Raw genomic sequence first — 13632 nt, 5'->3', positions numbered from 1 at the left:
CTTGATTCAGGCTAAGACCTGATCAGATTAATTTATTACATCTTCATCATGCAGTCAGGCTTTGTAGGAATTTTCGATTCAGGAGTTGGCGGACTGGCTGTCTACCGTGCCGCTCGTAAGCTGCTCCCGCACCAGGCATTTGTCTATGTTGCAGATTCTGGGTTTGCGCCATACGGTAGTCGTGAATCTGCCTACATCATCCGCCGCGTCACTGAAATCGCGGATGCTCTGGTCAATAATGGAGCGAAAGCACTCGTAGTCGCGTGCAATACCGCAACGGTGACTACCGTAACCGCACTCAGAGCCAAGTATTCCCTGCCTATCATCGGTATCGAGCCCGCTATCAAACCTGCCGCAGCAATCAGTCGGAATGGCCGGATCGTTGTCCTCACAACGCGAAGAACCGCGGAAAGCGAAGCTGTTGCACAACTTTGCGTTCGCTATGGGACCCATGTTCAAATCATGCTTCAGCCATGTCCCGGACTCGCAGATCAGGTCGAAGCAGGAAATATCGATGGGGAAGAAGTAAAGGAAATGCTCAGGCAGTATCTCGCTCCAGCGGTCTCACTGGCCAATGATGTTGTTGTGCTGGGCTGCACCCACTTCACCTTCCTGGCGGATCAGATTCAAAATCTGGCAGGTCCGCAAGTTACCATCATTGAACCTTCGGAGGCTGTGGCTCGACAACTTGCCTACCGCCTCTCATCCAGCGAAATGATTCCGGTGAATCAGACTCAAGCTGCCGAAGCGTTCTACACTACAGCCGCCTCACCGTCTGCTGTCGGTGACATCATGTCCAAATTACTCGGACGCCGTATCGAGGTGTTGGCGGCTAATGGTCTGGGCCTTGCAAGTATCGCCTGACCCGGTCCTAACAATAGTAGCTTTGGCAAGTTTATTGCCAACTGGCAGAGAGAAACCCGCCAGCCGTCGCATCAGTGTCAAAGTCACGAATAGCCACCATTCACCACTCACAAGGAAGGTGGTGGTTGGCATGCGCAGCCTGTCCGATAACCTTTACGATGGCCACACACTGGCTCAAGTCATTGAGCAGATCACCCACCTGACCAGCCAAAACCCCAGTACGTCACAAAATCCCACTCCCCATCACTTCTTGATAGGGGAAACAAACCGTTCCGGATGGATGAATTCTCAATATTCTTTATTAACCATATTGAATTCATGGCTATTAAGGTTCACACTGCCGGAGCGACTGAATAAATATCGTATAAGAGTTGTAAATGGAAGGTGAAATGTTAATTCCTGACCGCAGTGAAATAGATATGGAATTAGGCAGCCTCTGACAGAACAGCCAGACAATCATTTATTTATGAGCGCCCAAGCTTCGTCGGACCTGGTAAATAACAATAGAAATCAGAATCAGGTTTTCGCTTATTTATGCGGAAAATATTCCTGTTTAATGAACTGATCAAATGAGGTTGATCTTAGCACCATAGCTGTATCAACCAGAATCCGGCAGGCACATACGCGGGGTAACCCGGATAACTTCAATTTAAGATATAGGGAGTCAACAAATGAGTAAACACCTATGTTTCACTGCGTTCAGTTCAATCGCTCTGTTTCTGTTGTGTTTCAGCAGTTGGGCGAGCGCAGTTGCTCCTGCAGAGATCAACGAAGCGCGTCTGGTAGCGCAATATAATTACTCCATAAACATTCTGGCCATGCTGCTGGTCGGTTTCGGTTTTTTAATGGTTTTCGTACGAAGGTACGGGTTTAGCGCAACTACCGGTACCTATCTGGTCGTCGCCACTGGACTTCCACTCTATATTCTTTTACGCGCAAACGGGATTTTCGGGCACGCATTGACGCCCCACTCCGTTGATGCAGTAATCTATGCGGAATTTGCCGTGGCTACGGGGCTGATTGCCATGGGAGCAGTACTCGGGCGTTTACGGGTTTTTCAATACGCGTTACTGGCATTGTTTATCGTGCCGGTTTATCTGCTGAATGAGTGGCTGGTGCTGGATAATGCTTCAGGGTTGACTGAAGGATTCCAGGATTCTGCCGGATCGATCGCTATCCATGCTTTTGGTGCATATTTTGGTTTGGGAGTCTCCATCGCTCTGACTACAGCGGCGCAGCGGGCTCAGCCGATCGAATCGGATGCGACTTCGGATCGCTTTTCAATGCTGGGATCAATGGTACTGTGGCTTTTCTGGCCGAGCTTTGCGACTGCAATCGTACCATTCGAACAGATGCCCCAAACCATAGTCAACACACTGCTTGCTTTATGCGGCGCCACACTCGCCACCTATTTCCTGAGCGCATTGTTTCACAAAGGAAAAGCATCCATAGTAGACATGGCCAATGCAGCACTTGCTGGGGGGGTAGCGATCGGGTCAGTCTGTAACATCGTCGGACCAGTGGGTGCTTTTGTGATCGGTTTGCTGGGTGGTGCTATTTCTGTCGTGGGTTTCGTATTTATTCAGCCCATGCTGGAATCCAAAGCCAAGACGATAGATACCTGCGGGGTACACAATCTGCATGGATTACCAGGATTATTGGGCGGATTTAGTGCGATCCTGATAGTGCCAGGTATTGCCGTGGCTCAATTGACGGGTATCGGTATCACACTTGCGCTGGCTTTGATTGGCGGTGTGATTGCTGGAGCACTGATCAAACTAACCGGTACAACGAAACAAGCTTATGAGGACAGTCACGAGTTTATCCATCTTGCAGGACCTGAAGATGAGCATAAAGCTGAAAGGCTGGTATTAGAGGCAAAAACTGAAATACAAGGACTGAAAAATCGTATTGATGCTGCTGTATTGAGTGCCAAGTCAGAAGGATAGAGCTTGTTGTCCATGAGTTTTTGGCAGTCGGGGGCGGGCCACGAATCAAAAAGATTAATGTTCATGTCCGGCCCCCCCTTCTTTTAGAATTTCCAAATACGCTTTATCACCTGACATCACGTGGAAACCGCTGCAGTTGGGCTTATTCCACAAGATATTTGATGCTGAAACAAAATGAGACAAAGACAAGCATGATCCTTAACTACCGCTGGCTTTACGATACAGTACGCAAGCGTTTTGAATCGGATGAAGCGATGGAAGCTTTCCTGCCCAAAGCGCTCACCTCTGCAACGTTAAAACAGAAAGGTGATGACCGTTATCTTTCTGCCATGAGCCAGCGGGTATTTCAGGCCGGCATGCAACACTCAGTAGTCAATGCCAAGTGGCCTGCTTTTGAAGAAGCCTTCTGGGGCTTTGTACCTGAAACAATGGTAATGCTCAGCCCGGAACAGATCGAAGGCTATATGAAAAACAGCAGCATCATCCGTCATTACACCAAACTGCAAACCATCCCCAGAAATGCCCAGTTTATTCTGGATATTCGCCAGGAACAGGGTTGCAGTTTTGGCGAGTTTATTGCTGACTGGCCGAGTGCTGACATTATCGGCTTATGGCGTTTACTGGCCAAACGTGGTGCTCGTCTGGGCGGGTGCTCGTCTGCCGGATTTTTACGTTTGGTCGGAAAGGATACTTTTTTATTGACCAGCGACGTGACTGCACGCCTGATCGCTGCAGGCATTATTGACCATGAACCCACCGGTCAGCGCGATAGGCAAATCATCCAGGATGCTTTCAATGAATTGCAGCAAGATTCAGGAAGACCGTTGTGTCAGCTATCGGCCATGCTGTCGTTGAGTATTAATCCGCGGTTTTAGTGAGAAATTCAAGGCCTGACAGCCAGCTTCATTCAAGCTATGCCGCTTCGTGGCATAGCTTGATTCAGGCATTAAAGCGTCAATACGGGATACAGTGAATCCCAGCCGAAATGACACAATTCTTGATCTCAATGGAGGAATAACATGACAATACCAGCAAAAAATACGGTTTGCCTTTGGTACGACGACTGCGCCGAAGATGCAGCACGGTTTTACGCCGATACCTTTCCCGATTCATTCGTCGGTGCAGTACATCGCGCACCGGGAGATTTCCCATCAGGGAAGCAGGGGGATGTGCTGACCGTCGAATTTACTGTGATGGGCATCCCATGCATCGGGCTCAATGGCGGACCAGTGTTCATGCACAACGAGGCATTTTCGTTTCAGGTCGCAACCACTGACCAAGCCGAAACAGATCGCTATTGGAATGCGATCATCGGCAATGGCGGTCAGGAAAGTGAATGTGGCTGGTGTAAGGACAAGTGGGGGCTAAGCTGGCAGATAACGCCAATCGTCCTGATAAATGCAATCACCCATCCCGATCCCGCTGCTGCCAAACGTGCGTTCGATGCAATGATGCAGATGAGAAAAATCGATATCGCCACAATCGAAGCAGCACTTCGCGGTTGAAATACGGACAGTCTGCTCAGACGTGCACATCCGACAAACAGCTTAACGTTCCGGGCTGCTTCTCTGGAAGAGCGCTTCGGCAGTTAACGGATCATCAGCTTCTGACAACCCGTTTGATACAGACATATCATCAGCCAATCTGATGATTTTTATCAATCAGTGTGATAACGCACACTTTGCGCATGGACTGCTTCAATCAATGCCAGCGCATTCTCAGGCGGGGTGAACTGTGAAATGCCATGCCCGAGGTTAAATACGTGGCCATGGCCGTGACCGTAACTTGCCAGTATCTTCCCGGCTTCAGCAGCAATCACTTCCGGTGAGGAAAACAGTACGGCCGGATCCAGATTCCCCTGCAAAGCGACTTTATCCTGGGTACGACGGCGGGCTTCGCCAATATCGATCGTCCAATCCAGCCCGATTGCATCACAACCGCTGGCCATGATGGATTCCAACCATAATCCGCCACCCTTGGTAAACAGAATATTCGGAATACGATCACCATTATGTTCGCGCTTCAAGCCATCCAGAATCTGGTTCATGTAGCGTAAGGAAAACTCCTGATAAGCAGCGTGAGACAACGCTCCGCCCCAACTGTCGAAAATCATCACAGCCTGTGCACCCGCTTCGATCTGGGCATTCAGATAGGCAGTGACTGCTTGTGCCGTCACACCCAGAATATGGTGCAGCAGATCGGGGCGTGCGTACAACATGGTCTTGATTTGTCTGAACTCACTGCTGCCTGCTCCTTCCACCATATAGCACGCCAGTGTGAATGGACTGCCTGAGAATCCGATCAGTGGAACCCGATTATTCAGCGCTGTACGGATCTGCCTGACAGCATCCGTCACATAGCGCAAATGAGTATCGGGATCAGGTACGATCAACGAACGGATTTCCCGTTCTTCGCGTAACGGGCGCTCGAAACGCGGCCCTTCCCCATCTGCAAAATATAATCCCAATCCCATTGCATCCGGGATCGTCAGAATATCGGAGAACAGAATCGCAGCATCGAGTGAAAATCTGGCCAGGGGTTGTAATGTTACTTCCGTGGCAAAGCCAGGATTCTTGCAAAGTGACAGAAAACTGCCTGCCCGCGCACGGGTCTGGTTGTATTCCGGCAGATAACGGCCAGCCTGGCGCATCATCCAGACAGGGGTATAGTCCACAGGCTGTCGCAGCAGGGCACGGATAAAGGTATCGTTTTCTAATTTGGTCATAGTGCTATTTAAATTCCCGGAAATGATTAAGCAGTGGAACAGAAGTCATAGCGATCTCGCTACATGGGTAGCCTCAACCCAGTTTATGCAGTTGCTGATCGAGTTTCTCCAGAGTGGCACTGAACGTAGCCAGCCGTTCTTTTTCCTGCAGCACCACCTTTTCTGGCGCACGCTGAAGAAAATCGGGATTATCCAGTTTCGTTCTGGCTTTGCCAATTTCAAGCGTCAGTCGTTGCATTTCCTTATTGAGACGTTCACGCTCGGCAGCGACATCCACCTCGATTTTCAACATCAGCCTGAATTCACCTGTAATGGCAACCGGTGCATCGGTATCCGGCAATCTGTCCGGCAGGATAGTTACTTCAGACAATTTGGCCAGTGCCAGCAGATAAGGTGAAAAATCTGCCAGCCGGGAAGGATCACCTTCTATCAGCAGTGGCACTCGCTCTGCTGGTGATAGTTTCATTTCCCCGCGCAGCGTACGGCAGGCGTTGACGATTTCCTTGAGCAGTTGAACATTGGCTGCAGCATGCTCATCCATACGTGCCGGATCCGCTTGCGGATAAGGTTGGTGCATGATGCTGGTACCGGTTTTACCTGCAAGGGGTGCAACTGCCTGCCAGAGTTCCTCGGTAATGAATGGAATGATCGGATGTGCCAGCCGCAGTGCTGCTTCCAGTACACGCACCAGTGTACGACGGGTGGCACGTTGATGCGCTTCATCCGCGCTGCTCAACTGCACTTTCGCCAGTTCTACATACCAGTCACAGTATTCATCCCAGACGAACTCGTACATCTCGCGCGCGGCAAGGTCAAAACGGTATTCATCAAAAGCCTGCACCACACCCTGCTCAGCCTGCTGCAAACGGCCAACGATCCATTTATCCGCTTGTGAGAAATTCAGCGGCAAGGTTTCATCCAGACCGGTGTCTTTGCCCTCACAGTTCATCAGCACGAAGCGGGTAGCGTTCCACAGTTTGTTGCAGAAATTACGATATCCTTCACAACGCTGCAGATCAAACTTGATGTCACGCCCATGTGAAGCCAAGCTGGCAAATGTAAAGCGCAGCGCATCGGTCCCGAATGCGGGAATCCCTTGCGGAAACTGCTTGCAGGTAGTTTTTTCGATGGATTCTGCCTGTTTGGGATTCATCAGGCCGGTGGTACGTTTTCTGATCAGCTCTGTCAGCGAAACACCATCGATCAGATCGAGCGGATCGAGCACATTACCCTTGGATTTGCTCATTTTCTGGCCTTCCGCATCACGGATCAGGCCGGTAATGTATACCTCCCGGAAAGGTACCTCACCGGTGAAATGCAGGGACATCATCACCATACGCGCCACCCAGAAGAAGATGATGTCGAATCCTGTCACCAGCACTGATCCGGGTAGAAAAATCTTGAGCTCGGGTGTCTGCTCCGGCCAGCCCAATGTCGAAAAAGGCCATAGTGCTGAAGAGAACCAGGTATCGAGCACATCGTCATCCTGTCGGAGGATTTCTTTACCGGACAGTTTTCTGGCTTCTTCCAGGTCATACGCAACGGTTACGTTGCCATCTTCATCGTACCAGGCCGGTATCCTGTGCCCCCACCACAGCTGGCGCGAAATACACCAGTCCTGGATGTTTTCCAGCCACTGATTGTAGACATGCGTCCAGTTCTCCGGCACGAACCTGACCTTGCCGCTTGCAACCACCGCCAGGCCCTGCTTGGCCAGACCTTCCATCGCCAGATACCACTGGTCGGTCAACATCGGTTCAATAACAGTATTGGTGCGATCTCCACGCGGAACCATCAGTTTATGCGGACGGGTTTCAACCAGCAGTCCCTGTGCCTGAAGATCGGCAATCACTTTCTTTCTGGCATCGAAACGATCCAACCCCTGAAACTCTGCTGGAGCATTGTCATTGATCCTGCCATCCAGTGTAAAAACATTGAGCGGGATCAATTTGTGCCGCAATCCGACCTGATAGTCGTTGAAATCATGTGCCGGGGTAATTTTGACGCAACCGGTACCAAAAGCAGGATCAACATAACTGTCTGCAATGATCGGGATCGTGCGTTCGGACAGCGGCAAACGCAAATGACGTCCGATCAGGTGACGATAACGTTCATCTTCCGGATGAACTGCAACCGCCATATCCCCCAGCATGGTTTCCGGGCGTGTAGTGGCAACGACCAGCCCCTGATGCTCACTGCCTCCTTCCAGTTGTTCGAAAGGATAAAGGATATGCCAGAGTGAACCCTGTTCTTCAACCGAAACCACTTCCAGATCCGAGACTGCTGTCTGCAGTACCGGATCCCAGTTGACCAGCCGCTTGCCGCGATAGATCAGCCCTTCCCGGTAAAGGCGCACGAATACCTCGGTCACCGCGCGGGAGAGTGTTTCATCCATGGTGAAACGTTCGCGCGACCAGTCACAGGAAGCCCCCATACGGCGCATCTGACGGGTGATCGTGGAACCTGATTCCTCCTTCCATTGCCAGACTCGCTCAAGGAAAGCTTCACGCCCCATCTGACGGCGATCCTTGCCTTCCTGATCCAGTTGTCGTTCAACCACAATTTGTGTGGCAATTCCGGCATGATCCGTGCCCGGTTGCCATAATGTGTTGTCACCCAGCATGCGGTGATAACGAATGAGTGCATCCATCAGGGTATGCTGGAAGGCATGCCCCATATGCAGCGTACCGGTAACATTGGGTGGCGGCAGCATGATGCAGTAGGCATCCGCCCCCTCAAAACCGGCCGGGCTGAAATAGCCGGCTGTCTCCCAGGTCGAATACCAGCGGGTTTCTATATCTTTTGGATCAAAGCTTTTTGCAAGTTCCATGATGATCAGGTAATTGAGGAAATACTGAAAAAAGAGCGCCAGACAAGACGTAGAAGGCAGTTGTCTTTCAGAATTTCCCAAGGCGAACCAGTAGAATAAAACCGGTCATTATAACCAATGAAGGCGGAATGGATGGCTTAAAGATTCTTGGGCAGCCGTTTTCCCAATGCTTGTATCAGGGTAAGCCGCTCAGCAGGATCAAGATGGATGGAGGTTTCTCTCAATGCTGCATCAAAGGCAAAATACAGCAGCTCGGAGATTTCTGACTGGGAGGGCCATTCGTCCAGCACGAGCGTCACCTGCTCAGTCAGAACGGGAATCCCGTCGACCTCGGACGATACACCCTCATCATTCTGAGGTACTTCAACAGATCCGACTTCGGCAGGCAGCATTTCCCCAGGATCATCCAGCTTTGCAACAGTCTGTTCCGATGATTGCATGAGGGAAGACTGTTCGCGCCGATGCCGGTGCAACATCGAATCCACTTTACCCAGCAGAAGTGTATCTTCTTCCGGTTCTGCAGAAAGATCAGGCTGATCGTCAGTCACCAGATTGCTCCTCGACGGATAAAAAATGCAAAATCCGAGATATGAACCATTCTTATATCGCCAGAAAACCCATCAATTTCCATCGAGCCGGTGATGGCGAACATCGTGTCCCTGTTCCTGGTAGTGCCGGTAACGTTTGCGCGCCTGCAGTTTACCATCCTCTGCTTCATCAACAATTTCCACCACGCGTGGAAACTGTTCAAATCCTGGCGGAACACCCGCATCCAGATTGAGTAATACATCAAAACAGCCGGCTTCCATCAATACGGGCCGACTGTTCATTATTACGGGCGTCACATCTGCCAGCTTGTTATCCACCCGGCAATGCGGCACGAAGCCGGTGGGTGTAAACGTCCAGAGTAACTTATCAAACTGGCCTGCCAGACGCTCATCCGGAACATGGACGACGGTTTTCAACCCCTGCTGCACCGCTTTTGCACACAGGCGACAGGCTATCAGCAATCTGTCTGCTGCCCCGGTGTAAAAATCAATCTGTGTCACATCAGCTTTGAGAAGTTAATGTTCCTTAATGTTTGTTTGCACGGCTGATCAGGAACTGCGTCAGCAATGGAACCGGACGCCCGGTGGCCCCTTTTTCCTTGCCGGATTTCCAGGCTGTACCGGCAATATCCAGGTGTGCCCAGCGAAATTTCTTGGTAAACCGTGACAGGAAACACGCAGCGGTGATAGCACCTCCCCAGCGGCTGCCAATATTGGCGGTGTCGGCAAAATTACTCTTGAGCTGTTCCTGGTATTCATCGAACAGCGGCAGATGCCAGGCACGATCATAAGTTTGCTCACCTGCCTGAAGCAGCTCCTGTACGAGCGGCTCATCGTTACCCATCACTCCGGATACCACATGGCCCAGAGCAACCACACAAGCACCGGTAAGCGTTGCGATGTCCACCACGACTTCCGGATCGTAACGTTCCGTGTAAGCCAGAGCATCACACAAAATCAACCGTCCTTCCGCATCGGTATTGAGTATTTCGATTGTCTGACCGGAAAGGCTGGTAACGACATCACCCGGTTTGGTCGCATTACCTCCTGGCAGATTTTCAGTGGTCGGGATAACACCGATCACATTGATCGGCAACTTCAGCTCTGCAACGGCTGTCAGCGTACCGAATACACTTGCAGCGCCACCCATGTCGTATTTCATTTCATCCATTTCGGCAGCCGGTTTCAGTGAAATACCACCCGCATCGAACGTTACACCTTTGCCGACCAGGGCAACCGGTTTTTCCGAATCTTTTCCACCATGATATTCCAACACAATCAGCTTGGCCGGCTGGTGGCTACCACGTGCTACGGCCAGTAATGCACCCATGCCCAGTTCTTCCATGTCTTTTTCTTCCAGTACGGAGAATTTGAGATTGAACGTTCTGGCCATTTCTTCAGCCTGTCCGGCCAAATAGGAAGGTGTGCAGATATTGGGAGCAAGATTGCCCAGATCCTTGGTTACTTTCATGCCGTGTGCAATGGCCAGCCCCTGCTGCAATGCCGTTTCTACCGCTGCTGCTGTGGATGTGTCGGTGATGCCAATATCTACCTCGGCCAGGGAGGGCTGGCGCCCCTCGGGCTTGCTCTTGAGACGATCGAAGCGATATGCACTTTCTTCGGCCAGGATCACCGTCTGCAACACGTTCCAGGCAACATCTCTTCCTTTTACGGTAAGTTCGGTCAGATACAAGCCGACATCCTTCACGCCAGTCGGCTGCAGCGCTTTGAATGTTGTACGAACAACATCCAGAAATACTTTTTCCCCGAATTCCTCTTCTTTACCCAGCCCGATCAGTAATACACGCTTACTGTCGATGCCGGAAATACCGTGCAATAACAGTGTCGTGTTTGCCCTGCCATCCATATCCCCCTGATCCACGATCCTGCCAAGATGGCCTTTGCCAGCTTCATCCAGCACTCTGGCTGCTTCAGTCAGTTTACGAGATTCGAACACCCCGACGACAATACAGTCGCCACGGTATTTTTCCGGATTATCGGATCTGATTGCGAAGTCCACGGTTTTATTACTCCTGTTTTATTTGTTTATTTTTGATAATGGCTACCGATCGGACTATGGCCATACTTCTACTTCCAAATCAAAAACTGAACTTCCTGCCATATTCCGGAATCCTGCTTGCGACATTCGACACAAATAGGTTTAATTAATAGTTCACGACATTCAACACAAATGAGTTTGATTAATAGCCCTTCTCCAGTGTTTTCATGGAATTATATCGGGTAGAATGACTATTCTCGGAAATCCGGAATGAATAAGCACGCTATCTGTTCACCACCTGAGAAGGATGTATGAAAGAAAACTTACTCGAACAATTGCGGTTTTGTACAAACCTGCCCAGTTTGCCTTCTATTGTGCTGAAAATCATTGATCTGGCAGGTAATGCAGACACCAGTCTTACGCAGATAAACCATTATATCTCGCTTGATCCTGCACTTGCCGCCAAAATTATCAAAACCGCCAACTCTCCACTGTATAAATCCAGGTATCCAGTCAGCAACATCAGTCAGGCGACCGGTATTCTGGGAACATACGGTGTGACTACGATAGCATTGTCCTTCTCGCTGGCTGATTCTCTGGTAAAACAATCCGGAAAAAAACTGGGTATGGCCGGCAGCAACATCTTCTGGCGTCGTTCGATCACCTCGGCACTGGCCAGTCGCGCTCTGGGTGAACGCCTGGGAATGAGCAGGATGCTGGATGACCTGTTCCTCGCGGGATTACTGCAGGATATCGGGATTCTCGCTTTCCATGCACTTCTGCCCGAAGACTATCCTTCGGTTTTTTCACTTGCAGACAATCATAATGCCCTCCTTGCGGCTGAACGCGAAACATTCGGCGTAGGACATGACGAACTGGGTGCCGCATTGCTCGAATACTGGAAGTTTCCCGGTTATGTACCTGCTGCCTGCCGCTACAGCCATACCGCACCAGGAAAACCCAATGCCGGGATCAACGAATGTGTCGCCACCTCCGGATACGTTACGGATTATTTTCTTTCACAGGACAGAAAAGAGAAAATTGGTGAAGTAACCCGCATAGCAGAAGCTTATCTCGGCCTCGACGAACATGCATTGATAGAAGTTCTCGAGGCCATGCAGAATGAGTTGCAACATGTAGAGGATCTGTTCGAAATCACCATTCTGAACCCGGCTCATCTCAGCAGCATCGTTACCGAAGCCAGGGAATTACTGATAGTGCACGCCACCATCAAAGTTCGCGAACTTGGAGATAAAATCCGGCATGATGGTCTGACAGGCGCACACAACCGGGCTTTCTTCGACGAAACATTCCAGAATGAATTTCAGCTTTCGATTCAGCAGGGGTCACCGCTTTCTCTGGCAATGATCGATATCGACAATTACAAGACCTTCAACGATACTTACGGACATGTTGCAGGGGATGGCGTACTGGTTACGATTGCCAGAGCCATTACCGAGCAGATCCGCCAAACGGATATTCTTTGCCGGTATGGTGGCGATGAGTTTGCCCTGATTCTGCCAGGTACTACACTTTCGGCTGCGCGTCACACCCTGACCAGGATAATGGAAAGTATTGCAGCCATTGCCTACAAGCCAAACGAGGTGAGTACCATTCGCATCACGACTTCCATCGGCCTGGCCGTCAACATGGACAAGGAAAAATCGTTCTCGACTCACAGAGAAATGCTGGAAGCTGCAGATCGAGCGTTGTATGCCGCCAAACATGCCGGCCGCAACCGGATCGCCGAATGGAACCCATCGCTTACATCACTTTTGAAAAGCTGATCACACCTGTCCGCACAGCATTTATACGGCACAACATTCCATGTATAGTGCCTGCTCCGTCACTTACTTAAAATAAAATAATTCTCATGAACCTCATCATTCAAGGAAACGACGTTCAGAATAACGATTTACGTGCCATTGCCAAACTTGCGGAAGCCAGCCGGATCGATCGTATCACCGGAGAAGCCTTCCGACTGCTGGATGCTCAACCCCATCCGGATATAACGGAATACTGCGAAGAAGCCAGTCTGGATCATGCCTTCGTCCCATCAGGCAAGAAACTGACTGATTTCGGTCTGATCGCCATGGATATGGATTCGACATTGCTTGCCATCGAATCCATCGATGAAATTGCTGACATGCACAATGTCAAACCACAAGTTTCTGCCATTACTCAAAGCACCATGCGCGGGGAAATCAGCTTCGCTGAAAGCCTCACCCGCCGCACCGCTCTGCTCGAAGGGCTTCCACAAGAGGCGCTGCAGAAAGTTTATGATGAACGTGTCCGACTGAGCCGCGGTGCTGAAAAAATGCTCCAGCGTATGCAGTCTGCAGGTATCAAAACCATGGTGATTTCGGGCGGCTACACCTTTTTCACCGATCGGGTCAAAGACCGCCTCAATCTGGATTATGCATTTGCCAATACTTTCGAAGTGCAGGATGGCAAGCTGACCGGGCGCGTGCTGGGTAATATCATCGGCGCATCCGGCAAAGGAGAAATCCTGAAACGGATACGGGATGAACTCGGACTGAGTAAAGAGCAGGTCATCGCTGTCGGGGATGGTGCCAACGATCTGAAGATGCTGGAGGAATCAGGCGTCGGTATCGCCTTCCATGCAAAACCCATATTGAGGGAAAAAGCGACTTTTTCCCTCAATCATGTCGGACTCGACGGTATCGTCAATCTGTTCGAATAATCTGATCGTCCCC

11 protein-coding genes are annotated in these 13632 nt (G+C 50.5%); 6 read left to right on the top strand and 5 right to left on the bottom strand.

Features of this window, described 5'->3' with window-relative positions; all coding sequences use genetic code 11:
- Positions 1-48 precede the first annotated feature (48 nt).
- The 4 genes from murI to HRU73_RS01280 all read left to right on the top strand — a co-directional run bounded on the left by murI (position 49) and on the right by HRU73_RS01280 (position 4318).
- Positions 49-864, top strand: a complete 816-nt coding sequence (murI, locus tag HRU73_RS01295; protein ID WP_287399127.1) for a glutamate racemase — start codon at positions 49-51, stop codon at positions 862-864.
- Positions 865-1535: 671 nt separating this feature from the next.
- Positions 1536-2813, top strand: coding sequence for an ammonium transporter (locus tag HRU73_RS01290; protein ID WP_011111083.1), 1278 nt, complete (start codon positions 1536-1538; stop codon positions 2811-2813).
- Positions 2814-3004: 191 nt separating this feature from the next.
- Positions 3005-3688 (top strand): DNA-3-methyladenine glycosylase I, encoded by a 684-nt coding sequence (locus HRU73_RS01285; RefSeq protein WP_287399126.1) that lies wholly within the window; start codon positions 3005-3007, stop codon positions 3686-3688.
- A gap of 144 nt (positions 3689-3832) precedes the next feature.
- Positions 3833-4318, top strand: coding sequence for a VOC family protein (locus HRU73_RS01280; RefSeq protein ID WP_276677912.1), 486 nt, complete (start codon positions 3833-3835; stop codon positions 4316-4318).
- 152 nt (positions 4319-4470) lie between these two features.
- Here HRU73_RS01280 and hemE read toward each other — a convergent pair whose 3' ends face one another.
- From hemE to HRU73_RS01255, 5 genes are all read right to left on the bottom strand, one after another.
- Positions 4471-5538 carry a uroporphyrinogen decarboxylase gene (gene hemE / locus HRU73_RS01275; protein WP_287399125.1) on the bottom strand — a complete coding sequence of 356 codons (1068 nt, stop codon included), beginning with the start codon at positions 5536-5538 and terminating at the stop codon, positions 4471-4473.
- A 73-nt stretch (positions 5539-5611) separates the two neighbouring features.
- The gene (locus HRU73_RS01270; protein WP_287399124.1) at positions 5612-8368 is read right to left on the bottom strand and encodes a valine--tRNA ligase; all 2757 of its coding nucleotides are present in this window, start codon (positions 8366-8368) and stop codon (positions 5612-5614) included.
- Between the two features lie 137 nt (positions 8369-8505).
- Positions 8506-8916 carry a hypothetical protein gene (locus tag HRU73_RS01265; protein WP_287399122.1) on the bottom strand — a complete coding sequence of 137 codons (411 nt, stop codon included), beginning with the start codon at positions 8914-8916 and terminating at the stop codon, positions 8506-8508.
- 72 nt (positions 8917-8988) lie between these two features.
- Positions 8989-9417 (bottom strand): DNA polymerase III subunit chi, encoded by a 429-nt coding sequence (locus HRU73_RS01260; protein WP_287399121.1) that lies wholly within the window; start codon positions 9415-9417, stop codon positions 8989-8991.
- A 25-nt stretch (positions 9418-9442) separates the two neighbouring features.
- Entirely contained in the window at positions 9443-10936 is a 1494-nt protein-coding gene (locus HRU73_RS01255; RefSeq protein WP_287399120.1) for a leucyl aminopeptidase, read from the bottom strand.
- Between the two features lie 290 nt (positions 10937-11226).
- Here HRU73_RS01255 and HRU73_RS01250 point away from each other — a divergent pair, with 290 nt between their 5' ends.
- Together HRU73_RS01250 and serB are read left to right on the top strand one after the other, a co-directional pair.
- A complete protein-coding gene (locus tag HRU73_RS01250; RefSeq protein ID WP_287399119.1) occupies positions 11227-12702 on the top strand; it encodes a GGDEF domain-containing protein in 1476 nt (491 codons plus the stop codon).
- Positions 12703-12788: 86 nt separating this feature from the next.
- Positions 12789-13619, top strand: a complete 831-nt coding sequence (gene serB, locus HRU73_RS01245; protein WP_276679517.1) for a phosphoserine phosphatase SerB — start codon at positions 12789-12791, stop codon at positions 13617-13619.
- Positions 13620-13632: the final 13 nt, after the last annotated feature.

Origin of the sequence: Nitrosomonas sp. H1_AOB3, assembly GCF_015709435.1 — a bacterium.
Classification (GTDB): domain Bacteria; phylum Pseudomonadota; class Gammaproteobacteria; order Burkholderiales; family Nitrosomonadaceae; genus Nitrosomonas; species Nitrosomonas europaea.
This window is presented reverse-complemented; position numbering and strand designations above follow the sequence as displayed.

Bases quoted from the DNA above. Each gene is read 5' to 3' on its own strand.
- HRU73_RS01290 (WP_011111083.1), top strand. From the start codon at position 1,536: ATGAGTAAACACCTATGTTTCACTGCGTTCAGTTCAATCGCTCTGTTT.
- serB (WP_276679517.1), top strand. From the start codon at position 12,789: ATGAACCTCATCATTCAAGGAAACGACGTTCAGAATAACGATTTACGT.
- HRU73_RS01270 (WP_287399124.1), bottom strand. From the start codon at position 8,368: ATGGAACTTGCAAAAAGCTTTGATCCAAAAGATATAGAAACCCGCTGG.
- murI (WP_287399127.1), top strand. From the start codon at position 49: ATGCAGTCAGGCTTTGTAGGAATTTTCGATTCAGGAGTTGGCGGACTG.
- HRU73_RS01250 (WP_287399119.1), top strand. From the start codon at position 11,227: ATGAAAGAAAACTTACTCGAACAATTGCGGTTTTGTACAAACCTGCCC.
- HRU73_RS01280 (WP_276677912.1), top strand. From the start codon at position 3,833: ATGACAATACCAGCAAAAAATACGGTTTGCCTTTGGTACGACGACTGC.
- hemE (WP_287399125.1), bottom strand. From the start codon at position 5,538: ATGACCAAATTAGAAAACGATACCTTTATCCGTGCCCTGCTGCGACAG.
- HRU73_RS01285 (WP_287399126.1), top strand. From the start codon at position 3,005: ATGATCCTTAACTACCGCTGGCTTTACGATACAGTACGCAAGCGTTTT.